Source organism: Poritiphilus flavus (assembly GCF_009901585.1).
Lineage (GTDB): Bacteria > Bacteroidota > Bacteroidia > Flavobacteriales > Flavobacteriaceae > Poritiphilus > Poritiphilus flavus.
Map to the genome: position 1 here is coordinate 774,361 of NZ_WXYO01000002.1, position 24,022 is coordinate 798,382.

The window sequence follows — 24,022 nt, forward strand, 5'->3', positions numbered from 1 at the left end:
AAAACGGATCAAAATTACGAAGAATATTGGTTTTCAGCCTGGGAAAGATTGATTTCTTCGGATATGGTATAACGGGATTCACTTTTACGAGAGCGCACCATGATCTCGCCCAGGAAACCAGCCAGAAACAGCTGTGTACCGATGATCATGGCGGTCAGCGCGATGAAGAACTGCGGGCGGTCTGTCAGTAACCTTCCTGTGGGGTTAATAAAGAGTTTATCAATACCAAGATAAAGTGCAAAACCGGATCCGATCACAAACATGAGAACCCCCAGGGCACCGAATAAGTGCATAGGCTGTTTCCCGAATTTAGAAACAAACCAAATGGTAATGAGGTCTAAAAAACCTTTTATAAAGCGATCCATCCCAAATTTGGTCTTCCCGTATTTTCTGGCCTGATGCTGAACCACTTTCTCCCCGATCTTATTGAAACCAGCACTTTTGGCCAATACAGGAATATAACGATGCATTTCTCCGGAAACCACAATAGTTTTTACAACCCTTTGCCTGAATGCCTTGAGTCCACAATTAAAATCGTGAAGCTTTACGCCAGAGGTTTTACGCGCAGCCCAATTGAAAAGTTTGGAAGGGATATTTTTCGCCAGGATAGAATCATAGCGCTTTTTTTTCCATCCGGAGATCAGGTCGTACCCATCTTCACGGATCAGTTGGTAGAGTTCAGGGATTTCTTCAGGATTGTCCTGCAGATCGGCATCCATAGTAATGACCACTTCGCCTTTGGCCGCTTTAAACCCCGCGTGCAGGGCCTGAGACTTCCCAAAATTCCTTTGGAAACGTATACCTTTCACATTAGGGTTACGCACGGAAAGCTCTGAGATCACCTTCCAGGAATCGTCAGTACTGCCATCGTCAATAAAGAGGATCTCATACAAAAAACGATTGGACTGCATAACGTCTGCAATCCAATCATGGAGCTCTTTAAGTGATTCTTCCTCGTTCAGGAGGGGAATAACTATGGATATATTCATAGGTACGAAGGCGTTTTCCCTTCAAAAGTACCAATTTTTGGTTTTACTATTGCTGTGGGGTCTTCTTCATGATCAGTCCGCCTATGAGCGAGATGATAAAACCGAAGAACAAACTCCCCACAAGTGAGAAGATGATAATTGCGGTAGGTCCGCTGAACCTCTCCATCATTTCAACTGCCCCATCTACCTGTTCCTGGGTCATACCCGGGTTTTTAGCGATCATCTCATTCTTCCTGATCTCCATTACGTTCGCCAGAAAATCCGGTTCTATTACGTTAATAAAGATCATCTGATAGATAATACTTACAACAGCGGCGATCACGGCAATCCCAAGTCCTACTTTCAAAGCCTGAACCAGGGTCAGGAACCCCGCATTTGCTTTTTTGAACTGAAGGATACCGAAGACGATAACTGCGGCCATAATCAGGAAGTTGACTATGCCTAGGGTCCATCCCTGCTCGTATTGCAGGTCCATGCTGTAAAGAATCAAACCGAATACAATCCCGATTGCACCCAGTAATAAACCGAAATTCAGGGCGTACTTACCCGTTTTAGGTTGATTTTCCATTTTCTATTTGATTTAAGTTGCTAATTGGTTAGTTATCCTTCCTCAGGAATTGTTACATTATCAAGTTACGATTTTTTAGTATTCTTTTTTGAAAGGAAATATTGTAGGTTGTTAGAAAAAGACCTAAATTTGCAGCCGGAAAAATTCGGAATTAACTTTTTAGACGATGAGAAAAGGCATACATCCAGAGAATTACAGATTGGTGGCATTTAAAGATATGTCTAATGACGATGTTTTTATCACCAAGTCTACTGCACAAACCAAAGAGACCATTACCGTAGACGGGCAGGAATACCCACTGGTAAAATTGGAGATCTCCAGAACTTCTCATCCTTATTATACCGGAAAAGCCAAATTGGTTGATACCGCCGGACGAATTGATAAGTTCAAGAGTAAGTACCAGAAATTCAAAAAAGAAGCACCCGCTGCAGATTCTAAAAAAGAAGAAAAGTAATCAGGGAAATCTTTTCAAGAAAATATAAAGAAACGCCTCCGGAGCACATCGGGGGCGTTATTTTTTTATTTTTACCTTCAAACTTCGGGTTATGAATTATATCCTCTTCGACGGGCCAGAACGAGACTCCCTTTTACCATTTACTTTTACCCGGCCTGTAGCGGACATCAGAATTGGAATTCTCACCATCCGCGAAAAATGGGAAAGGACGCTCGGAATGCCTACTTCATCCAAAACCCAGGAGTACCTTTCCAAAAAATATCCTTTGACCGTAGCAGAGGCTAATGTACTAATCAATGGTTCTGTGCTCCCAAATGAGGAACTTATTGATTTGGTGACAAATCTCCGTGTCGGAGATGCTGTTTTTTATGAAGATGATCTGATCGCATATTGTGTTGATACTATGGGGGATCACGATACTGCATCTTTCGAAAGAATAGACCTGGACGGGGAGCCTTTCCAGGTACTGAACACCTGGGATATCTTCTCCAGGAATGGAGAGGCTTTGGAGGCCGACTACAATTTGATCACTAAAGGTCGTACAAGTGCTCCGATATCTGAGACCAATAAGTTGATCCATCCTGAGCGGATCTTCCTGGAGGAAGGGGCCTCTGTTGAACACAGTATTCTCAATGCCAGTAAAGGCCCAATTTATCTGGGTAAAAACGCCCAGATTTGGGAAGGAAATCTAATTCGGGGAGGCTTTGCCCTTTGCGATTATGCCATAGTTAAAATGGGCGCCAAGATCTACGGGCCAACAACTGTGGGACCACATGGAAAGGTTTGCGGAGAGATCAACAATTCCGTGATCTTCGGTTATTCCAGCAAGGGTCATGACGGCTACCTTGGGAATTCTGTATTAGGGGAATGGTGTAATATAGGAGCGGATTCCAATAACTCCAACCTCAAGAATAATTACGCTAAGGTCAGGCTTTGGAATTACGCCACGGAAACCTTTGATCATACGGGCCTTCAGTTTTGTGGCCTTATGATGGGCGATCACAGCAAAACCGCGATCAATACCATGTTTAATACAGGAACGGTCATAGGGGTTAATTCCAACATTTACGTCCCCGGTTTTCCCAGGAATTTTATTCCCAGTTTCAGTTGGGGAGGAGCATCTGGTTTTAGCACTTATTTGCCCAGAAAAGCATTCGAGGCTGCCAAAGTAATGATGGCCAGGCGAGGAGTAACTTTCGACGAAACCGAAGCCGATATCCTGAACCACGTATTTGAGCTTACCAAAAAGTGGCGGAATTATTAGGGGTAGGTTCAAGTTGAAGTTTAAGTGCAAGCACAAGTACAAGTTTAAGTTTAAGGGTTAGGTTGTAGGTGTTGGATTGTTGGATGGTTGGAGGTTTAGATGGTTAGACTGATAGACATTTGGATCGTTGGACTGTTAGACGGTTGGATAGTTAGATGTTTAGACAGTTAGCCATTTGGATCGTCAGACATTTTAATGAGGGTCTGACTTCTGTTTACTTATTACTAATTACTGTTACCTGATTACTCCCGATAGCTATTGGGACAGTTTATGGCCTATCCTAAATTAGGTCTCGACTGCCCGTCCGAACGCCTTGGCCGGGCGGACGCTCGACCTGACATAATGGCTCAATGCATTCATCCTCCGAAGCTTCAGCGAAGGAGGACTGCCCACTGATCTCGTCCTCTGCGGCTTTAGCGAAGGAGAAGCGCCACCTACCTCCTAAAAACTGGGGTCTAGACCCCACCCCAAAATTAAGTTAGCCGCTGGTACTGCAATTTCAAAGCAGAATGATGATTTGTCCATTTGAAGATTTGAAAATTTGAAAATGGCTAGTCGGATCTTTGGAGGTATGGATTGTTAGAAGGATAGACGGTTGGATGACTAGATGTTTAGACTGTTGGACGGTTGGATTGTTGGATGGTTGGATTGTTGGATGGTTGGATTGTTGGATGGTTGGATTGTTGGATGGTTGGAGGTTTAGATGGTTGGATGGTTAGACTGTTAGACATTTGGATCGTTGGACTGTTAGACGGTTGGATCTTTGGACATTTTAGTGAGGGACAGACTTCTGCTTACTGTTTACTGTTCACTGATTACTGTTTACTGCCCACTGCCCACAGCCCACTGTTTACTGTTCACTGTTTACTGACTACTGATTCCCCCCAAAACACTATCTTTGCAGCCTCAATAGCGTTTGATAGATGCCAAATAAAGTAGCATTCCACACCTTAGGTTGCAAATTGAACTTTTCGGAAACCTCGACCATTGCGAGAGGTTTTGTTTCTGAAGGATTTCAGCGCGTGGAGTTTTCGGAACCTGCGGATATCTATGTTATCAATACCTGCTCCGTTACAGAGAATGCAGACAAGCGATTTAAGACGGTGGTCCGACAGGCGTTAAAACTAAACCCGGAAGCTTTTGTTGCAGCCATAGGATGTTACGCCCAATTGAAACCGGAAGAATTGGCCGCGGTAGACGGGGTTGACCTGGTGCTGGGGGCAACGGAGAAATTCAAGATCACTTCCTATGTCAATGAACTGCTGAATTCGCCGGACCGCAATCAGGGACATGGCCAGATCCATTCCTGTGAGATAGCCGACGCGGATTTCTATGTCGGAAGCTATGCGATCGGTGACCGGACCAGGGCATTTTTGAAAGTTCAGGACGGATGCGATTATAAGTGTACCTATTGCACCATTCCTTTGGCACGTGGAATTTCACGAAGTGATACCCTGGAAAATGTGATTAACAACGCACGGGAAATCGCGGCCCAGGATATTAAAGAGATCGTACTTACCGGAGTCAATATAGGGGACTACGGAAAAGGAGAATTCGGGAACAAAAAGCACGAACATACTTTCCTGGATCTTGTAAAAGCACTGGATCAGGTAGATGGGGTAGAAAGGTTGAGAATTTCATCTATTGAGCCGAATTTATTGAAAAACGAAACGATAGCCTTTGTATCCGAAAGTCGCAGTTTTGTCCCGCATTTCCACATTCCTCTGCAGAGCGGAAGTGATGAGGTATTGAAACAGATGCGTAGGCGGTATCTGAGTGATCTTTACGTAGACCGCGTAGCACAAATCAAACAGTTAATGCCACATGCCTGTATAGGCGTGGATGTCATAGTGGGCTTTCCGGGCGAAACGGAGGAGCAATTCCTGGAAACCTATCACTTTCTAAATGAACTAGACATTTCCTACCTGCACGTTTTCACCTATTCGGAAAGGGACAATACCCTGGCCGCAGAAATGAGCGGATCGGTTCCCAGGGAAATTCGACATAAAAGAAGTAAAATGCTGCGTGGGCTTTCTGCAAAAAAACGCAGGGCCTTTTATGAAAGCCAGCTTGGCAGTTCCAGGACTGTACTTTTTGAGGGCGAGAATAAAGAAGGCTACATCTACGGTTTTACTGAAAACTACGTAAAAGTCAAAGCGCCATGGGATCCTACTCTGGTGAATACTTTGCATCGGATCAGGCTTACGGAAATTGACGAAGATGGCCTGGTGAGGTTTGTTTTTGCGCCGGAAGAAGTAGCTGTATAAAAAAAATCCTGACGCTACGTCAGGACTCAATTCTTATATTCTGATGCCTACGGGGAGCATTTCTTTATATTGCCTGTTCTTTCTTAAAAAGCCTGCAATTTGTGGACTGGTGGGAACTACGCGTAAATTTTGTTCCTGAATGTGGTGTAAAACAGATTTGATAAAATCTTCTTTAAATCCCTCTTTTTGAATTTCTTCTGGGATGACCAGCTTAGTTAAAAAAACTTTTCTTTCTTGGGAAGAGTACTCAATTTTGGCTAAATGTCCGTCGACCCTAGTTTCAAATTGGCGCAAGAAACTATTGTCCTTAATTGCTACTTCATTCATATAGTTTGATTTAATAGTGGTTTCAGATCTAAAAACTACGACGTTCTCGAAAGCGTAGTTATCTAAAAAACAAGAGTTTGGTAATTTTGCAATATGGTGACAAAGGTATCAAAAAAAATGCTAAATTCCTAGTAAAAAGAGAGTTTGGAGCCGGAGAACTTCACCAAAATTCACGTTTACTTTATGCCAGGATTGGCAGCTGCTTCAAGCATCTTTGAGAATATTGTTCTGCCCCCGGATCGCTTTGTAATACACCGGCTGGAATGGTTCGTTCCATCACGCGGTATGGATCTAAAATCCTATGCGGCGGAAATGTGTCAAAAGATAAAGCACAAAGATCCGGTGTTAGTGGGAGTATCATTTGGCGGTGTTCTGGTACAGGAAATGGCTCGGTATTTGCCGACGAGAAAGGTCATCATAGTTTCCAGTGTAAAACAGAAGTCCGAATTACCCAAAAGGATGATCTTCGCCAAATATACCAAAGTACATAAACTGCTTCCCACAGGACTTGTGAACAATGTAGAACTGCTGGCTAAGTACGCTTTTGGCGAAACGGTTACAAAACGCCTGGCGCTCTACGAAAAATATCTTTCCATTCGCGACAAACGTTATATAGACTGGGCCATCGATCAAATGGTAAATTGGGCCCAGTCTGAATATGATCCGGATCTCATTCACATCCACGGAGAGCAGGATGCGGTCTTTCCCATTCAGAATATCCGGGAGTGCATCCGGGTGGAAAAGGGAACCCATACCATGATCATTCATCGTTATAAATGGTTCAATGAACACCTGCCAACAATTATTTTGGAATAAGTGAGTTATGTCTTTATATCAATTCTTTGCTACCTTTGATATTGTAGCTAATAAATCGCCTATGAAATTTTTGAAGAATGTCCTAATGATATTGGGTGTGTTTTTTGTGATAAGCACCCTCATCTTTGCCGTCCAACACAGTAGTTCAGCCACTCAGGAAAACTCACAGGGTCCTGAGGTTGAAATTGATAAGAACGTAGCAAAAGAATACACCATTTCCGCTATCGATATTCCGGAAGATCTGAACTTTGCAGGCGAAATGGTACCCCAGGATGATCCTGAGATCATGGAAAGAGTGGACAGAGAATTCCTGGTGAATACCTATTGGCAGTCTAATGCCTTGCTTTTGATGAAACGGGCACATAAGTACTTTCCGGTTATCGAACCAATTTTGGCAAAGAATGGTATTCCTGACGATTTCAAATACCTGGCGGTTGCAGAAAGCGGACTTCAAAACGTGGTTTCTCATGCTGGAGCCACAGGTTTCTGGCAAATTATGAAAGCTACCGGTAGAGAATACGGCCTGGAGATCAATGCAAATGTGGACGAACGCTATCACCTTGCAAAGTCTACCGAAGTGGCGTGCAGGTATATTAAGAAATGGAAAGAAAAGTACGGAAGCTGGACCCTTACGGCTGCAGCCTATAATGCCGGACCCGGATCCATAAACAAATTTATGGGTATTCAGCAGGTGGATAATTATTACGATCTGCTGCTGGGAGAGGAAACCGGGCGATACGTCTTTAGGATTATGGCGATTAAAGAAATACTATCCAACCCTGAGAAGTACGGCTTTCAAATAGAAAAAGAAGATCTGTATTCCGCGGTCCCCACATTTCAGGTTGAAGTAGATGAACCTATCTTGAGTTTTGCGGAATTTGCGAAGCAGTATGAGGTTAATTACAAGATACTCAAAAGGCATAATCCCTGGTTACGCCAACCTCATCTGAACAACGCCTCCCGAAAGAAATACATCATAGAGATCCCAAATAAAGGCTACTACAACATGGGGCAATAGCGGTTTGCTATTCTAGGTTTAAGGGTTAAGTTGTAAGTGCTAAGTTATGAATAACTGACCACCGTTTACTGTTTACTGTTCACTGCCAACTGATCTCATCCTCCGAAGCTTAAGCAAAGGAGGACTGTTCACTGATTACTGATTACTGTTTACTGCCCACTGCCCACTGAACTATATCCTCTTCATCTGCTGCTGCATCATCTTGATCTGATCCGTCAGCATATTGTTCTTGTCCAGCTTTTTGGCTTCCTGAAGTAAGGTGGTAGCCTCGCGTTTCCTTCGCTTTTGCATGGCTATCCCAGCCAGGCTTAATTTCGCCATGGCCACGTCATAATCCATGTTAAGGCCAAGTTTCAGGGCCTTTCTAAAGTACTTTTCTGCCTGGGTTAGGTTCTTTTGGGAGTAGATAATCCCATATAGATAGTTGTAATAGCCTTGCTGTTTAGTGGTTAGAGATGCCTCCGGATTCTTTATCCTGCTCAACCATCTTTCTGTTCCGGCAAGGTCTTGCTTTCGCATTCTCAGGAAGGCTAGCAAGATGATCTCGTTCCTGAAAAACAGAAAAACAAAGATGAGAGATAGCAGTATGAGAAAGATCCCATTTCCAATATACCCTTCGGTGATCTGATAACCTGCATAACCCACAATTAGGAATGCGATTACCAATTTTATGTATTTATTGAACATTTAGATTATAAGTTGTCTATTAATTCGTACGTAATCAATGATTTGATGGTGGTAGGGATCTCCTGGTCTCCCATTTGAGCCAGAGTAGATGTACCTTCAGAGATACCCTCAACGGTCATCTTTAGAATAAAGCCCGATTCGCTGTCCGCCGTTACCTGGGTATCCTGTGTCCCGGTCAACTTCATGGTAGTGGCCGGTTCTTTCAGATCCATTACCACATCGGCCTTGCAACTGAGATCTGTTTCGGTTTCGGTTACCTTGTCCAAAGTCCAGACATTTTTGGTGGCTAATTTACCGCTGTACTCATTCTCCCAACTCTCCCCAACTTCCTTATCGTCGTCCGGATAAATATAGGTCATTTGTTTATAGCTGTTGGAAAGCGCTTCGGAACCGAACTCCTTTTCCAGAGATTTTTTCATCATATTCAAAGTAAACTGATCCTCTACTCCTGAAGCTTTTGCCATTTTGGCCACAAGGCTGTCGCCGCCATTTACCTCAAGAACATCCCCGTTCTTGGCCAGGATAATTTGAACGGGAGTATTTAAAAGGCTGTTAAAGATCTTGGATTGAGGATCCTCACTCGTAACATCTCCCGCTTTAACATCCATAAGTGTTCCCTGAATGCTGGAACTCATACTCAGGTTCAGGTCTTTGAAGGTCACAGCCACTGAATAGTTATCTTCTGTTTCACCTAAGACCCGGAATTCCATAATGCCATCAATGGTATTGGTAATTTCGTGGGCTGCCCCGTCAATTTCCTGGGTTATGAGTTGCTGAGCGCTTTGTTTGATCGTAAAAGTGTCACCTTCCTTTAGCGAATACTTCAAGGAAGTCTGCCCGTGCAATACTGCGGAAAACAAGGCTAAAATTGGGATAAGGAGCACTCTTTTCATTCTGTGGGGATTGTAATTCGGATGCCGCAAAAGTAGTAAAAACAATCCGAAATCGAACTTGGCCTTTGGGTCTAATTTATCCTTTAACTTCTACGATTTACTGACCTAAGCTGTTTAAATAGTAGTTCACAACCTTATCTTTGTCATGGAAAGGCATACCTTAAAAACTGCAGCAATAAGGCTGTTATTTATTGAAGAATTATTTCTGTAATATTTTTATTTTTCAATTTGCCAAAGCAAAAACTCTTCGTATATTTGCGCCCAGAATTTTGCCAGCAGTTGCAAAATTGATTCAAGTACAAGAAATCAGGGTCAGATGAAAAGAACATTTCAGCCATCTAAAAGGAAGAGAAGGAACAAGCACGGCTTTAGAGAGCGTATGGCTTCCGTTAACGGAAGAAAAGTATTGGCGTCCAGAAGAGCCAAGGGAAGAAAGAAATTGAGTGTATCTTCAGAGCCCAGACATAAAAAATAATGATCGAATCATTCTTCGAAATAAGCAGGTGTTACTTTCTTAAAGTAGCACCTTTTTTTTATCCGATAAATAACAGATTAGTAATTAACAGTAAAGAAAAAAAGTAGCAAATGCCCAAGAGAAAAGACTTAAACACGGTTTTGATTATTGGCTCAGGTCCGATTATTATCGGGCAGGCCTGTGAATTTGATTATTCAGGATCCCAATCCCTGAGATCCCTGCGTGAAGATGGAATTAAAACGGTTTTGATCAATAGCAACCCGGCTACCATCATGACGGATCCTTCCATGGCAGACCATGTTTATCTCTTACCCCTTAATACCAAGTCTATTATAAAGATACTCAAGGAACATCCGGAGATTGATGCGGTTTTACCCACTATGGGTGGGCAGACTGCACTTAACCTCTGTATCGAAGCTGGTGAAAAAGGCATTTGGGAAGATTTTGATGTGGAGATCATAGGGGTGGATATTGATGCGATCAATATTACTGAAGACCGTGAGCAGTTCAGGGCACTCATGGAAAAGATCGGAATAGGAATGGCTCCTCAGGCAACTGCTACTTCATTTCTAAAGGGGAAGGAAATCGCTCAGGAATTTGGATTTCCTCTGGTGATCAGGGCCTCTTACACCTTAGGTGGGGCTGGTGCTTCTATCGTTTATAAACCGGAAGATTTTGATGAACTTCTGAGTCGGGGTCTGGAAGTCTCGCCCATTCACGAGGTGATGATAGACAAGGCTATGATGGGATGGAAGGAATACGAACTGGAGTTACTTCGGGATAAGAATGATAACGTCGTTATAATCTGTACCATTGAAAATATGGATCCTATGGGCATCCACACCGGGGATTCCATAACGGTTGCTCCCGCCATGACACTTTCTGATACAACTTTTCAGAGAATGCGGGATATGGCCATCTTAATGATGCGCAGTATTGGGGATTTTGCCGGAGGCTGTAACGTACAATTCGCTGTAAGTCCGGATGAAAAAGAAGATATAATTGCTATTGAGATCAACCCAAGGGTATCCCGTTCATCTGCCCTGGCCTCCAAAGCCACTGGTTACCCTATCGCCAAGGTGGCCGCCAAACTGGCGATCGGATATTCTCTGGACGAACTGGAGAATCAGATCACAAAATCTACATCCGCGCTTTTTGAACCTACTCTGGACTACGTGATCGTTAAGATCCCAAGATGGAATTTTGACAAGTTCGAGGGCTCAGACCGTTCCCTGGGCTTGCAGATGAAAGCCGTTGGGGAAGTTATGGGAATAGGACGCTCCTTCCAGGAAGCATTGCATAAAGCTACCCAATCCTTAGAGATTAAAAGAAACGGTCTTGGAGCCGATGGGAAAGGATATAAAAATTATGACCAGATCATCAGCAAACTTACGGTAGCCAGTTGGGACAGGGTCTTTGTGATATACGATGCCATACAGCTGGGTATTCCGTTGAGCCGAATACATGAGATCACCAAAATAGACATGTGGTTCCTGAAGCAGTACGAAGAACTGCATCACCTGGAAAAAGAGATCTCCAAATACACTGTGGAAAGCTTGCCAAAAAACCTTTTGTTAGAAGCAAAACAAAAGGGATTTGCTGACAGGCAGATTGCCCATATGCTGGATTGCTATGAGAGCGAGGTTCACAAGAAAAGAACCGCTTTGAATATCAACAGGGTGTATAAACTGGTAGATACCTGTGCCGCGGAATTCAAGGCAATGACACCTTATTACTACTCTACTTTTGAAGAGGAGATTGAATCTGCCGATGGAAAACGTTATGTGGTAAACGATAGTGAAGTTACCGACAGGAAGAAAATAGTGGTGCTCGGTTCCGGCCCAAATAGGATAGGGCAGGGGATAGAATTTGATTACTGCTGTGTGCACGGGGTATATGCAGCGGCGGAATGTGGTTACGAAACTATCATGATAAACTGTAACCCGGAGACAGTTTCCACCGATTTTGACACTGCTGACAAGCTGTATTTTGAACCGGTTTTCTGGGAGCATATTTACGATATCATACTACATGAGAAACCCGAGGGGGTCATCGTACAATTAGGCGGACAAACAGCCCTGAAACTGGCAGAGAAGCTCGATAAATATGGCATAAAGATCATGGGTACCAGCTTTCAGTCACTGGACCTGGCCGAGGACCGGGGTAGCTTTTCCAAATTGCTTAAAGAGAACGGAATTCCTTACCCGCAGTTCGGTGTAGCCGAAAGCGCGGATGAAGCTCTGGCCCTGGCAGATGAACTAAACTTTCCATTATTGGTAAGGCCTTCATATGTGCTTGGGGGTCAGGGAATGAAGATTGTGATAAACAAAGAGGAATTGGAAGAACACGTGGTAGATCTACTGCGTAAGATCCCTAACAACAAATTACTTCTGGACCATTACCTGGATGGGGCCATAGAAGCCGAAGCGGATGCCATTTGCGATGGGGAAGATATTTACATTATCGGTATAATGGAGCATATCGAACCATGTGGCATCCATTCCGGAGATTCTAACGCTACACTTCCACCCTTCAATCTAGGGGAGTTCGTTATGCAGCAGATAAAAGATCATACCAAAAAGATCGCGTTGGCGCTTAATACGGTTGGACTTATTAACATACAATTCGCCATCAAGGATGATCAGGTATACATCATCGAGGCTAATCCGAGGGCTTCGCGTACGGTACCATTTATCGCCAAGGCTTATGGGGAACCCTATGTGAACTATGCGACCAAGGTAATGCTGAAACACAATAAGTTGAAGGATTTCAAGTTCGAACCTTATCTGGAAGGGTTTGCGATCAAGCAACCGGTGTTCTCGTTCAATAAATTCCCGAATGTCAATAAGAATCTGGGGCCTGAGATGAAAAGTACCGGCGAAAGTATCCTTTTCATTGACAGTCTTAAGGATGATGAATTCTACAACCTCTACGGGCGAAGGAAAATGTATTTGAGCAAGTAAAAAGCTTGTTTATTGCTTTTTCAGCTTAAAATTGACGGAAACCATTACTTCCTGAGCGATCTTTTTAAAAAGCAGGGTTGGGATCTCTATGTCAAAAGATTCCGGTTGGATCATAAATTCCGATTGTAAATCTATGGCATCCGACCTTTTTCTCAGGGATACCTCAGAGTTAAAGTTCCGGGTAACCCCATGGATGGTGAGTTTACCGTTTAGCTGGAAAGTTTTAGGTTCCGAACCGAGTTCTGCTATCCTGAAATTTTGGATGGTACCACTGAGGTAGCTTTTGGGATAACGATCGGACTCAGCGTAATTCTCGTTGAAGTGTTCCTGCATCAGCTTTCTTCTGAAATCGAAGTCTTTCATCAGCAGGACGGTAGCAAAGTTACCGCTCTCTGTTTTTAAAATTGCGTTTACCTCCCTGTTTGCGGCTTTAATATCTTCCAATGGGGTTGAGGCATTAAAACGAACTTCGCCGGAAGTGGTTTTATAGGTTTCCTGGGTATAGACAAGCTGTGTCATACCTAAAATCAAAAGACAAATTAAAATTCTCAAGCCGCTGATTCTCGGGGTTTTTATCATTTGAATTACTTATTCTAAGCTCTTTGCAAGTGCCGTGCCAAAAGTATTTTCAAAAGATAAACACTTTTTCCATAATACCTATTGCCCTTGATGTAGCCCGAAGGTATATTTTTGTTACCTGAATACTGGTTTTGGTCAGAAATCGGTAATTTACCGGCAAAATAAGAACCGAAAGAAAACTTAGGGTAATAATCCATTGCTATGCGAACCATAAAACTCAGTCTCCTACTTATTGTATTTCTTACCTCTAAAGGTTTTACCCAGGATGATCTGCTTCAGGAGATCGATAAATCAGATACTACACAGATTGCGGAAGCCGCTTTCAAAGGACTGAAGATCGTGAATTTTGAATCTACCAAAATGGTAAACAGAAAAGAATTTTACTTTATTGTTTCTCACCGTTTCGGTAGTATTAAGAATGGTTTTGATGATTTTTTCGGCCTGGATTTTGCCAATACCAGACTGCACTTTATTTACGGATTTACTGATGGCTTTAATCTAGCGGTTTCCAGAAGTTCTTTCAATAAGACCTATGATCTTTCAGCCAAATACCGATTGACGCGACAGCAAAAGGATTTTCCGGTTACCATTGTGGGGTATAGCCAGGGAGCCATAAATACCTTAATAGAGGAGGCCTTAATACTACGGGAAGTAGATTTTTCAGACAGGATATCCTTTACACAGCAGCTACTTATCTCCAGGAAAGTCTCCAATAAGTTGTCTTTACAACTCATGCCCACCTATTTCTATGAAGGTTATGTGGCTTATGAACCCCAGGATAATTCTCAGTTTGCTCTGGGAGTTGGTGGAAGATATAAACTGGGCAAAAGATGGAGTATTAACCTGGATTACGGTTGGCATCTGAACAGGGCTGATGGCTCGCCATTCGTCAACCCGCTATCTATAGGTTTTGATATTGAAACCGGAGGTCACGTTTTTCAATTGCACTTTACCAACGCTCAGCCTACCTTCGAAAGCGGTTTTCTTGGAAATGGAGTGGGTGACTGGTCTGAGGGAGATATTTACTTTGGATTTAACCTGAGCAGGACATTCTAGTTTTCCGGAAAATCCGGTACCAAGGTATTGATCATGAGTAAACCCCGGTCTAAGCACCCCATTCCGTATGGAATATCCCTTCCATATCTATCCGTTCGTAGGTGTGCGACCCGAAATGGTCTCGTTGTGCCTGGATCAGGTTCAGCGGAAGCCTTCCCGAAGTGTAGGCGTCAAAATAGGTCAGGGAATTTGACAGCCCGGGCATGGGAATTCCGCTGCCGGCGGCAAAGCTGACCAGTGCACGCGCAGATTCTACGGTTGATTTTACCTTGTCTACAAAGGCTGGTGCCAACAGCAGGTTTGTAAGGCCTTTTTCAGCATCATAGGCCCTTGAAATATCATCCAATAAGGCCGCGCGAATAATACATCCGGCCCTCCAGATCTTGGCTATGGTCTCTAATTCAAGTTCATATCCGTATTCATCAGAGGCCTCGGAAAGTTGGTGTAATCCCTGTGCATAGGTGATGATAAAGGCAAAATAAAGGGCTTCCTCAGCGATTTTTACTGCCGTTTCCTGATCCATTTTCCGGATATCCGGCCTGGAATAAATCTCGTCCGCTTTTAGCCTTTCTTCCTTAAGTGCAGAAAGTTCACGCATGCTTACCGCAATATCAATGGAGGGAACAGGGATCCCAAGATCCATGGCGTTCTGGGATGTCCATTTACCAGTACCTTTTTGCTTGGCCTTATCCAGGATCTTGTCTACCAACCGTCCTTCACCCTGGTCATCTTGCTGTTTGAATATCTCTGCGGTGATCTCCACCAGGAAAGACTGCAACCTTCCGGCATTCCATTGGGCAAATGTATCGTGAAGGTCGTCATTGCTCAGGCCGGCTGCTCTGTGCAGGAAGTCGTAGACCTCGGACGTGAGTTGCATCAGCCCATACTCAATACCGTTGTGTACCATTTTAACATAGTTACCGGCAGATTTAGGGCCCAGGTAAGCTACACAGGGTTCACCTTTGAATTTAGCCGCTACGGCCTCAAATACAGGTTTTACTTCCTTGTATGCTTCACGGGAACCTCCTGGCATAATACTCGGGCCTCGTCGGGCGCCCTTCGCACCTCCGGAAACCCCGGCGCCGAAGAAATGGATGCCTTTGGATTGTAAATAACTCTCACGCCTGTCCGTATCGGTAAAAAAAGAATTTCCTCCGTCAATAATGATATCATCCTTATCCAATAAGGGGAGTAGCCCTTCTATAACGGCATCGACGATCTTTCCGGCAGGAACGAGCAGCATGATCTTTCTGGGGGTACTCAAGGCCTGGACAAATGTATTTACCTCTGTGGAAGCATCAACTTTCTGAAGGTCTCCGCCTTCTTCCTTCAGGGCATTTACCTTTTCTTCGTCCAGGTCGTGACCGTAAGCGGTAAAGCCATTGTCTGCTACGTTGAGGATAAAATTACGTCCCATTACTCCAAGACCTACCAATCCAAAATCATACTTAGATTCCTGCATTTGCTCAGTTTTATGAATTAAAAAAAGTGGTGTTTTTCGCTAAAGCTCAAATGTAGCTCAAAATCGTGAGAATTGTTAAAAGCACAACAGCAAAGTTGGTTGCTGAACCATTTCTTTTCGATATATTTAAAAATAACTTTATCTCTCTTAACATGAATAAGACTGAGAACCAAATGCTGGTTATTTTCGGGGCCTCAGGAGACCTTACTGCCAGAAAGCTGATCCCCGCAATATTCAATTTATACAAAGGAAAACACCTCCCTAAGAATTTTGTGGTATTAGGGATAAGCCGAAGCAATCTTAGCGATGAGGATTTCAGACAGCGGGTGGTTTATGACAGCCAATATCTGAAGGACGAATTGAATGGAGCCAATGATGCTTTTGTAAAGGGTTTTGCAGACATGCTCTATTATGAAGATTTGGGGGATAATTACGACACGGATTACTCGGGTTTAAGGGCCCGGATCGAGAAATTGAGCAGTGCGCACGGCACCGGGTCCAATATGATCTATTACCTGTCCACTCCGCCCAACTTATATGAGATCATCGCCAAAAACCTAAGTGATCAGGATCTTACCCGGGAAGAAAACGGTTGGAAGCGCATCATTGTGGAAAAACCCTTTGGTTATAGCCTGGAAACCGCAAAGGAGCTTAATGACGCCCTGCACAAGTATTTTGAAGAACCTCAGATATACAGAATAGATCATTACCTGGGAAAAGAGACCGTCCAGAACCTGTTGGTCACCCGTTTTGCCAACAGCATCTTTGAACCGCTCTGGAACCGCAATTACATTCATCATGTGGAGATAACCAATGCGGAAAGCGTCGGGGTTGAAAAACGGGGTGGCTATTACGATAAGTCCGGTGCCCTTCGCGATATGTTCCAAAATCACTTGTTGCAGATCGTTTCGCTGGTGGTTATGGAACCTCCCATTGGTCCGAACGCTGAGGAGATCCGGAATGAAAAGGTCAAAGCCCTGAAGTCTATTCGCATTATGCGAGATGAAGAAACCTTGTATAAAAATACCATCCGCGGACAATACCTGGCAGCGGATGTTAATGGAGAACAGGTAAAAGGGTATAGGGAAGAAGATGGGGTAGACCCCGAATCGACCACGGAGACTTATGCGGCTATTAAGTTTTTTGTGGATAACTGGCGATGGGCAGATGTACCGTTTTATGTGCGTACGGCCAAGCGGATGCCTACCAAGGTCACAGAAGTGGTGATCCATTTTAAAACGCCACATCATCAGATATTTAAAGATGCTGGCTTTGCCAATAAAGACAATAAGTTGATCATTCGCGTGCAGCCGGATGAAGGTATGCTCATGAAATTTGGGGTTAAGGTCCCCGGACAGGGATTTAAGGTGGAAAGAGCAAACCTGGATTTTTACTACTCCAGTCTTACCGATACCCATGTGATGACAGCCTATGAGCGTTTACTGTTGGACGCGATGCAGGGAGATGCCACCTTATACGCCAGGGCGGATGAGGTAGAGGCCGCCTGGGAATTTGTGGATCCTATACTGGATTACTGGGCAAATGGTAAGGAGGTGCGCACCTATGGGTATTCCGCAGGGATGTGGGGCCCACAGAACGCGGATGACCTCATAGAAGGCTTATATATGTGGCGTAATCCCGGGAAAAACCTTGCAGACGACCCCGGTTTTTGTGTAATTAATTAATAACTCCATGGACGTAAAAGTTTCCAGAAGTAAAGAAGCAGTGGCTGCTTACTTTTCCGAATACCTGGCCCATTTGATACGTAAGCAGGGTGAAACCCATATTGCCCTGTCAGGAGGTAGCACCCCAAAGATCGTTTTTGATCTTCTCGCTGAGGAATACAAGGACAGCATCAACTGGTCTGATGTGCATTTGTATTGGGGTGACGAACGCTGTGTTCCACCTGATGATGATCAGAGCAATTATAAGATGACCGTGACCCATTTGCTTTCCAAAATAGAGATCCCGGAAGATAATATTCATCGAATACTGGGAGAAACGGAACCGGAGGCAGAGGCTGATCGATATGGGGAACTGCTTTCGAATTTTCTTCCGGAAGCCAACGAATTGCCTCAATTTGACCTGGTAATATTAGGTATGGGGGATGACGGGCATACCGCCTCGGTCTTTCCTCATGAAATTCAACTATGGGATTCGGAAAAGAACTGCGAAGTTGCTATTCACCCGGAATCCGGGCAACGACGTGTCACCATCACGGGTAAGTTGATAAATAACGCCAGGGAAGTGGCTTTTTTGGTCACAGGAGGAAGTAAAGCAGAAAAGGTAAAGGCCATTCTGCACAAGGAGAAAGACTACGAGCAATACCCCGCTGCCCTGGTTAACCCACAATCCGGAAAATTGTACTGGTTTTTGGACTCTGAAGCCGCGAAACTCGTCACTTCAGGTTGAGCCTTACATTTTCGCCTTCTAGTTCCGGCAAATATGCATGGTGATCAAACTTAGACTCTTCGAATTCCGTACTCCGTTTAAAAGCTTGTTGTTTGCGTATTTTACTTCTGGCAAATCTTCGGACTCCCTGCTGATCGGTGAGAATCAATCCCGGCACAGGAACACTTTTACCTTTCTCATCTTTGGCCACCATGGTAAAATAAGAAGAGTTGCAATGTTTCCGCTCGCCGGAGGTTACGTTTTCTGATTCCACCCGTACTCCAACTACCATGGAGGTCCGGCCGGTATAGTTAATTGAAGCTTTAAGGGTAACAAGTTCCCCAACTTCTATCGGATTCAGGAAGTCAACCCGATTTACAGAAGCTGTCACACAGTAGCGCTGAGAGTGTTTGGAAGCACAGGCAAAGGCGATCTGGTCCATCAGATTCAGGATGTAACCACCGTGTACCTTTCCTCCAAAATTGGAATGCGAGGGTAACATTAGTTCTGTAATGGATAACCTGGATTCCCGGGCTGTTTTAAAGGAAGACATAATCAGTTCCTGAAGTGAGGTGAGCGTTCTTTTTGTACATTCTTGATAAAATACTTGGTGTCTCCCCACCAAAAAAAGGTGGCGTATCGTTCAATATAGTCCACTTTGACATATTGCCCCTGGTATTCTTTCAGCTTTGCTATGACCTCTTTATCCTTTCCCTGAACGGAAAATTTAAAGATCTGCGCTCCGGAAATACCCTGACTAATCTCGCCTTCCCAGGTTTTGGATATAACGCCCTTTCTACTGATTTTGATCAATTCTCCGGATCTGACCCCTTCGCTAAACGGCACATAGTAAATGAAGGCGTAGTAGCAGGCGGATAACAATAGAACTCCACCAATTACTAAGAATAATATCTTTTTCACAATTTCAATTTGGGTTCTTCAAAATCGTCTTGCTGCGCCCGTTTCAAAATGGGATCAGGCAGGCTCTTTTTAGCTTTGGCCCCCATTTTTTTGAGTTTTTCTATACTCGTAATGATATTACCCCGTCCCTCGACCAGTTTATTCATCGCTCCGCGATATTCGTTCTTTGCCTCGTCCATTTTCTTACCCACTTTGGTGAGGTCTCCAACAAATCCTTCAAATTTGTCGTATAGCGCACCGGCCTGCCGTGCAATCTCTATGGCGTTGCGCTGCTGTTTCTCGTTACTCCACATACTGTCAATAGTCCTGAGCGTTGCCAGAAGCGTGGAAGGGGTCACAATAACTATATTTCTTTCAAATGCCCTGTTGTAAAGGTTGTTTTCCTGGTTTATGGCTACAGAAAAAGCAGTTTCAATCGGCACAAACATCAATACAAAATCCGGACTTTCCATTTCGTATAGATCTTCGTATTTCTTTGCAGACAATTGGTCCACGTGCTTTTTAAGGGAGTTGATATGTTCTTTTAAATTCTGTTCCTTGGTTTCTTCATCGGCATTGATATAGCGCTCGTAATCCGTAAGCGAAACCTTAGAGTCTACTACCATTTTTTTACCGTCGGGTAGATGGATGATAACGTCTGGCAAGACCCTGCTGCCATCTTCGCGGCTAAAACTTTGCTGTACGCTGTATTCCCTGTCTTTTTCCAGTCCGGATTTTTCCAATACCCGCTCCAGCACCAATTCCCCCCAATTACCCTGGGTTTTACTATCTCCTTTCAAAGCTTTAGTGAGGTTTTCCGCTTCCTTGGTGATCTTTAGGTTTTGGTTCTGCAGATTTAGCAACTGCTCTTTCAGCGCCTGATGTATTCCATAGTTTTCTTTCCTGCTTTCTTCTACCTTCTTTTCAAACAACTGGATCTTTTCCTGTAAGGGGGTAAGGATGTTTTTGATATTCTTTTGGTTTTGCTCCGTAAACTTCACACTCTTCTCGTCCAGGATCTTATTAGCCAGATTTTCAAACTCCTTGGTAAATTTTTCCTGTAGCTTTAAGATCTCTTCTTTTTGCTCGTCATACTTAGACTGTAGATTTTCCAGATCAGCACGGTAGCGTGTGATCTGATTACCCAGTTGCTCTTTATGCAGCCTCAGTTCGTTTTTTTCTTCATTGGATTGCACCAATTGTTCATTGACCATGTTGAGATTATTCTTCAGCTGATCTTCTCTTTCCAGTAATCTGCTTTGCCGGGAAGTGGTCTTAAGATTTTGAATATAGATCCCAATAAAGTACCCCAGGGCCAAAAAGCCCACACCTACAATTATGTACAGCAAAAATTCATTCATCTAATTCTCAATTGGTAAGCATAAAGATACAGGTTTGGGTTTAAACCAACCACTGCGAAATAGGCTACTTATTAACTTTGAAGGAGGCAGTTCGTGGGTCGAATACAAGTGTATCTTCGGGGAACAACTTTTCGAAACTGTGTCGCGCGATAAGCTCGGAAGGGGTGCCAAAGGCATTCTGTTCATTATCAAGTACTAACAGCTTGTCGCACAACTGAATGGCAAGCTCTATTTCATGGGTGGTGAAAAGAATGGTTTTCCCATGTTCGTGGGCTATTCGCTGCAACAGTTTGAGGATCTGTACCTTGTGATAAAGATCAAGATGTGTGGTCGGTTCATCCAACAATATAATTCGAGTATCCTGTGCCAGGGCTCTTGCGATAAATACCCTTTGTAACTGCCCGTCACTAAGCTCAAAACACTTTTTTTGTACCAGCTTTTCAATTTGCATCCACTCCACGGCTTCAAGAACTACTTTCCTGTCTTGTGCAGTAAGGCTACCGATCCAATTGGTGTGAGGGTGTCTGCCCAAACTCACTAATTCCAGCGCTGTTAGATTTCCGGAAGCAGTGGGCTCCGTTAGTACCACACTTAGTAACTCAGCAAGTTTTCGCTGATTTATTTCCTTTAATGCTTCGCCATTAACAGAAAGATTCCCGGATAGCGACGGCTGTACGCCTCCAAGTGTGCGAAGTAAAGTACTTTTTCCGATACCGTTTACCCCTACAATTCCCACCAATTCAGAAGATTGTAATGAAAAAGTAAGTCCTTCGACCACACGGATCTCCCTGGATCCCCGACCGTAACCAATGCAGAGGTCTTCTGCAGAAAGCGTTGTGTTATGTTTTAAGTTTAAGTTCAAGTTAAAGTATAAGTTGATGGCATATGGCCTGTTATTTCAGAATCCGACATTAGAACATCATCTTTCTTTTCCGAATAAGCAACCAGATCACCACCGGTGCTCCAACCAATGAGGTTATAGCGTTAATGGGTAAAATATACGAAGTAGAGGGCAGTTGCGCCAGCGTATCGCATAAAAGAAGAATAATAGCCCCGTACAGAAGTACCGCGGGCAGCAGGATTCTATGGTTTGTGGTATCGAAAATCTGCCGTGTAAGATGGGGTACTGCCAACCCTATAAAAGCAATGGGTCCGGCAAAGGCCGTAATGGTACCGGCAAGAAGTCCGGTCGCGATAATGATGATATACCTGGATCTTTGTATGGCAACCCCCATACTTCTGGCATAATTCTCTCCAAGTAAGAAAGCGTTCAATGGCTTTATGGTTAGTATACTAAGGATAACTCCAATGAGGATCAAGCCCAGTAGCAGGGATATTTGTGCCCAGGACAGGTTTCCCACACTGCCGAAAGACCAGAATATGAACTGCTGCAGCTTCTCTGCACCTGTGAAATAGGAGAGTACAGTTACAATTGCAGCTGTGATGCTTCCAAACATAAGCCCGATTATTAGCAGAGCCATGGTGTCCCTGACTTTTGAGGCAACGACTACCACTGCCAGCAAAACCACAAAACTGCCTATACTCGATGCGATTGCCAGGGAAACGTCATTGGCAATATTGTAAGAGATCAGGCCGGAGAATACAGAGGATCCCATGATCAACAGCGCAGCCCCCAGACTGGCACCCGCGCTGATCCCCAGAACAAAAGGTCCGGCCAGAGGATTTCTAAAGAGGGTTTGCATCAACAAACCGCTTAGGGAAAGCCCACTGCCTATCAATATGGCTGTTACTGCTTTGGGAATACGGTAGTTCCAAATGATATAACGCCAGGATTCCGACTGTACGTCGCCCCCGATCAGGGCATTAATAGTATCTTTAAGAGGAATGTTTACTGATCCCAGGCTGATATTGACCCCAAGAGAACACAGTAGCAGCAACAGTAGCAGCACAAAAGAAAAGGTATATGATCTTTCTTTTTCCAAATTACTCCAGGGGCTTAAAGAAAAATAGTTCGTGATCAGGAAGCAATTCCGGATGGAAGATATGGATCAGATCTTTGAGTACCACATCAGGTCTGTTCGGTGCGTACTCATAAAACAATAAGCCGCCGGTCTCCCCAATGCTGCGAGCATGCGTAAAAACCCTTTTGTTTTTAAAAGCGCTAAACTGCAGGTAGTGTCGGTTTGTCTCTTCCAATTCATTATAGGAAGTATGCATTGAGGGGTTCAGCCAAAAGTCAGCATCCTGGGCTCTTTCCAGCACACTTTCAATACTTAAACCAATGCTCCCGGTATTCTCAGTTTCCTTCCACAGATAGTTCGTATTAGCATCTCTAAGAAATTCTGCCATCCAGCTTTTTCCACCGGCCACATACCACACATCCTTGTAAAGTCCACCACTTAAGATGGTAGGTTTGGTCTTAGCCTGAAGGGCCAGTTCTTTGGCTCGGGCATAGGACAGTTCGATCGCTTTATAAAGGCTATCTCCTTTTTTCTCCAGACCGAAAAAAGGAGCAAAAAACTTGATCCATTCTGCCTTTCCCAACGGGGTTTCTTCTGTCCAGTCCCCGTTGTAGACCAAAGGGATCCCTGCTTGCTGAAGCGTTTCATAGGCTTTATTCTTTCCGCTTATGCCAAAGCCAACCATGAGTTCCGGGCTGAGTTCCATTAGGATTTCCGTATTTATCGCTTCGTTGGTCCCTAATTCCTTCACCTGTCCGGATGCTATCCGTTTCCTGGTCTCTTTGGAAGAGACAAACTGGGAATTCGGAAAGCCCACCAGTCTATCCGCGACACCAAGGGATTCCAGGGCTGGAATATGCGTGGTGGATGTTACCACGATCCGTTCTACAGGTACCCGGACCACAGCGTCATATTTTTCCTTATCTAGCGATATTTCCGGGGTATTTTTCGGGACCAGGGCATATGAAAATCCGGATTTAGCATCCGGCCAGGGAGAAGAGACCTCAATTACCTTAATTCCTTGTTCTGTTTCCTTAATCGTGAAGCCCCTGGCGTAGGTTATGGATGCTTTGGAGGTAGCCATGGCCCTTTGCTCAGAAGTGGTCTCCTTCTGTTTGCAGCAGCAAACCAAAAGGATTAACAGCCAACATATAGATCTATTCAAAATCCAGGATTTTCTATTTTTTTCAAATGTAGTATTATTTGATCTTTGGCTACAAAGTTGTATCAAATTGTTTACCTTCGTTCCGGAATTTTGGTTCCTTTTGGGTAATTGACCCCATTAGGATTAAAAGGGAATCCAGTGATTTGGATTGTGATTTGAGAACTTAAGCCTTTGAAACCTTCAAAAAGCTTTGCTCATTTCGAGAGGTAGCTCATACAAGCAATCTGAAAATTCTGGAACTGTTCCCGCAACTGTAAGCTTTGCCGATCCATTCTGATCTGTTTTTAGATCAAAATGTTTGAGGCGGCTGCCATTTCTTCGATACCACTGCTCTAAAAAGGGCGGGAAGGTCGATGGCAGTACGTAAGTCAGGAGACCTGCCAAATTCGGTTAATCATTGTTAAACTTTCGGGATAAAAGTTTACGTATGGGTACACACATACTACACTCCCGTTTATTGAATTA

Annotated in this window: 23 protein-coding genes and 1 riboswitch; of the genes, 10 read left to right on the forward strand and 13 right to left on the reverse strand. The window is 43.9% G+C overall.

The window, feature by feature from the left end; all coding sequences use genetic code 11:
• Positions 1 to 14: 14 nt before the first annotated feature.
• Positions 15 to 989 (reverse strand): glycosyltransferase family 2 protein, encoded by a 975-nt coding sequence (locus GTQ38_RS06645; protein WP_161434684.1) that lies wholly within the window; start codon positions 987 to 989, stop codon positions 15 to 17.
• A gap of 46 nt (positions 990 to 1,035) precedes the next feature.
• The gene (locus GTQ38_RS06650; protein WP_161434685.1) at positions 1,036 to 1,557 is read right to left on the reverse strand and encodes a DUF4199 domain-containing protein; all 522 of its coding nucleotides are present in this window, start codon (positions 1,555 to 1,557) and stop codon (positions 1,036 to 1,038) included.
• Positions 1,558 to 1,723: 166 nt separating this feature from the next.
• Here GTQ38_RS06650 and GTQ38_RS06655 point away from each other — a divergent pair, with 166 nt between their 5' ends.
• The 3 genes from GTQ38_RS06655 (at position 1,724) to mtaB (ending at position 5,542) form a co-directional block, all read left to right on the forward strand.
• Positions 1,724 to 2,011 (forward strand): type B 50S ribosomal protein L31, encoded by a 288-nt coding sequence (locus GTQ38_RS06655; protein ID WP_161434686.1) that lies wholly within the window; start codon positions 1,724 to 1,726, stop codon positions 2,009 to 2,011.
• A gap of 91 nt (positions 2,012 to 2,102) precedes the next feature.
• The gene (locus GTQ38_RS06660; protein ID WP_161434687.1) at positions 2,103 to 3,275 is read left to right on the forward strand and encodes a GlmU family protein; all 1,173 of its coding nucleotides are present in this window, start codon (positions 2,103 to 2,105) and stop codon (positions 3,273 to 3,275) included.
• Between the two features lie 923 nt (positions 3,276 to 4,198).
• Positions 4,199 to 5,542, forward strand: a complete 1,344-nt coding sequence (gene mtaB / locus GTQ38_RS06665; RefSeq protein WP_161434688.1) for a tRNA (N(6)-L-threonylcarbamoyladenosine(37)-C(2))-methylthiotransferase MtaB — start codon at positions 4,199 to 4,201, stop codon at positions 5,540 to 5,542.
• Between the two features lie 33 nt (positions 5,543 to 5,575).
• Here the strand turns inward: mtaB and GTQ38_RS06670 are convergent, their stop codons facing one another.
• Positions 5,576 to 5,869, reverse strand: coding sequence for a GNAT family N-acetyltransferase (locus GTQ38_RS06670; protein ID WP_161434689.1), 294 nt, complete (start codon positions 5,867 to 5,869; stop codon positions 5,576 to 5,578).
• 183 nt (positions 5,870 to 6,052) lie between these two features.
• On the opposite strand from GTQ38_RS06670, the gene GTQ38_RS06675 reads away from it, so the two are divergent.
• Both GTQ38_RS06675 and GTQ38_RS06680 read left to right on the forward strand, forming a co-directional pair.
• The gene (locus GTQ38_RS06675) at positions 6,053 to 6,685 is read left to right on the forward strand and encodes an alpha/beta hydrolase family protein (protein WP_161434690.1); all 633 of its coding nucleotides are present in this window, start codon (positions 6,053 to 6,055) and stop codon (positions 6,683 to 6,685) included.
• A gap of 61 nt (positions 6,686 to 6,746) precedes the next feature.
• Positions 6,747 to 7,703, forward strand: a complete 957-nt coding sequence (locus GTQ38_RS06680; RefSeq protein ID WP_161434691.1) for a lytic transglycosylase domain-containing protein — start codon at positions 6,747 to 6,749, stop codon at positions 7,701 to 7,703.
• A 171-nt stretch (positions 7,704 to 7,874) separates the two neighbouring features.
• Here the strand turns inward: GTQ38_RS06680 and GTQ38_RS06685 are convergent, their stop codons facing one another.
• Both GTQ38_RS06685 and GTQ38_RS06690 read right to left on the reverse strand, forming a co-directional pair.
• The gene (locus tag GTQ38_RS06685; protein ID WP_161434692.1) at positions 7,875 to 8,390 is read right to left on the reverse strand and encodes a DUF2892 domain-containing protein; all 516 of its coding nucleotides are present in this window, start codon (positions 8,388 to 8,390) and stop codon (positions 7,875 to 7,877) included.
• A gap of 5 nt (positions 8,391 to 8,395) precedes the next feature.
• Positions 8,396 to 9,283, reverse strand: a complete 888-nt coding sequence (locus GTQ38_RS06690) for a DUF6263 family protein (protein WP_161434693.1) — start codon at positions 9,281 to 9,283, stop codon at positions 8,396 to 8,398.
• 316 nt (positions 9,284 to 9,599) lie between these two features.
• Here GTQ38_RS06690 and rpmH point away from each other — a divergent pair, with 316 nt between their 5' ends.
• Positions 9,600 to 9,758 carry a 50S ribosomal protein L34 gene (gene rpmH / locus GTQ38_RS06695; protein WP_105217492.1) on the forward strand — a complete coding sequence of 53 codons (159 nt, stop codon included), beginning with the start codon at positions 9,600 to 9,602 and terminating at the stop codon, positions 9,756 to 9,758.
• A gap of 110 nt (positions 9,759 to 9,868) precedes the next feature.
• Positions 9,869 to 12,721: a carbamoyl-phosphate synthase large subunit gene (gene carB / locus GTQ38_RS06700; RefSeq protein ID WP_161434694.1), complete on the forward strand. Its 2,853-nt coding sequence runs from the start codon at positions 9,869 to 9,871 to the stop codon at positions 12,719 to 12,721.
• A 9-nt stretch (positions 12,722 to 12,730) separates the two neighbouring features.
• Here carB and GTQ38_RS06705 read toward each other — a convergent pair whose 3' ends face one another.
• Positions 12,731 to 13,240 (reverse strand): YceI family protein, encoded by a 510-nt coding sequence (locus tag GTQ38_RS06705; protein ID WP_161434695.1) that lies wholly within the window; start codon positions 13,238 to 13,240, stop codon positions 12,731 to 12,733.
• Between the two features lie 261 nt (positions 13,241 to 13,501).
• On the opposite strand from GTQ38_RS06705, the gene GTQ38_RS06710 reads away from it, so the two are divergent.
• On the forward strand, positions 13,502 to 14,356 hold the full coding sequence (locus GTQ38_RS06710) for a DUF5777 family beta-barrel protein (RefSeq protein WP_161434696.1): 855 nt from the start codon (positions 13,502 to 13,504) through the stop codon (positions 14,354 to 14,356).
• 49 nt (positions 14,357 to 14,405) lie between these two features.
• Here GTQ38_RS06710 and gndA read toward each other — a convergent pair whose 3' ends face one another.
• Positions 14,406 to 15,818 carry an NADP-dependent phosphogluconate dehydrogenase gene (gndA, locus tag GTQ38_RS06715; RefSeq protein WP_161434697.1) on the reverse strand — a complete coding sequence of 471 codons (1,413 nt, stop codon included), beginning with the start codon at positions 15,816 to 15,818 and terminating at the stop codon, positions 14,406 to 14,408.
• A 152-nt stretch (positions 15,819 to 15,970) separates the two neighbouring features.
• Between gndA and zwf the strand changes: the two genes are divergently transcribed.
• On the forward strand, positions 15,971 to 17,503 hold the full coding sequence (zwf, locus tag GTQ38_RS06720) for a glucose-6-phosphate dehydrogenase (protein ID WP_161434698.1): 1,533 nt from the start codon (positions 15,971 to 15,973) through the stop codon (positions 17,501 to 17,503).
• 7 nt (positions 17,504 to 17,510) lie between these two features.
• Positions 17,511 to 18,230 carry a 6-phosphogluconolactonase gene (pgl, locus tag GTQ38_RS06725; protein ID WP_161434699.1) on the forward strand — a complete coding sequence of 240 codons (720 nt, stop codon included), beginning with the start codon at positions 17,511 to 17,513 and terminating at the stop codon, positions 18,228 to 18,230.
• Here the strand turns inward: pgl and GTQ38_RS06730 are convergent.
• From GTQ38_RS06730 to GTQ38_RS06755, 6 genes are all read right to left on the reverse strand, one after another.
• A complete protein-coding gene (locus GTQ38_RS06730; protein ID WP_238857820.1) occupies positions 18,217 to 18,762 on the reverse strand; it encodes an acyl-CoA thioesterase in 546 nt (181 codons plus the stop codon). The two genes, pgl and GTQ38_RS06730, sit on opposite strands and share 14 nt — an antisense overlap.
• Positions 18,763 to 18,764: 2 nt before the next feature.
• Positions 18,765 to 19,130 carry a 6-phosphogluconate dehydrogenase gene (locus tag GTQ38_RS06735; RefSeq protein WP_161434700.1) on the reverse strand — a complete coding sequence of 122 codons (366 nt, stop codon included), beginning with the start codon at positions 19,128 to 19,130 and terminating at the stop codon, positions 18,765 to 18,767.
• Entirely contained in the window at positions 19,127 to 20,470 is a 1,344-nt protein-coding gene (rmuC, locus tag GTQ38_RS06740; RefSeq protein WP_161434701.1) for a DNA recombination protein RmuC, read from the reverse strand. Before rmuC ends, GTQ38_RS06735 begins: the two co-directional genes overlap by 4 nt.
• 64 nt (positions 20,471 to 20,534) lie before the next feature.
• The gene (locus GTQ38_RS06745) at positions 20,535 to 21,332 is read right to left on the reverse strand and encodes an ABC transporter ATP-binding protein (protein ID WP_161434702.1); all 798 of its coding nucleotides are present in this window, start codon (positions 21,330 to 21,332) and stop codon (positions 20,535 to 20,537) included.
• Between the two features lie 49 nt (positions 21,333 to 21,381).
• The gene (locus tag GTQ38_RS06750; RefSeq protein WP_161434703.1) at positions 21,382 to 22,413 is read right to left on the reverse strand and encodes a FecCD family ABC transporter permease; all 1,032 of its coding nucleotides are present in this window, start codon (positions 22,411 to 22,413) and stop codon (positions 21,382 to 21,384) included.
• A gap of 1 nt (position 22,414) precedes the next feature.
• A complete protein-coding gene (locus tag GTQ38_RS06755; protein WP_238857821.1) occupies positions 22,415 to 23,557 on the reverse strand; it encodes an ABC transporter substrate-binding protein in 1,143 nt (380 codons plus the stop codon).
• Between the two features lie 74 nt (positions 23,558 to 23,631).
• A riboswitch (cobalamin riboswitch) is annotated at positions 23,632 to 23,956 on the forward strand.
• Positions 23,957 to 24,022: the final 66 nt, after the last annotated feature.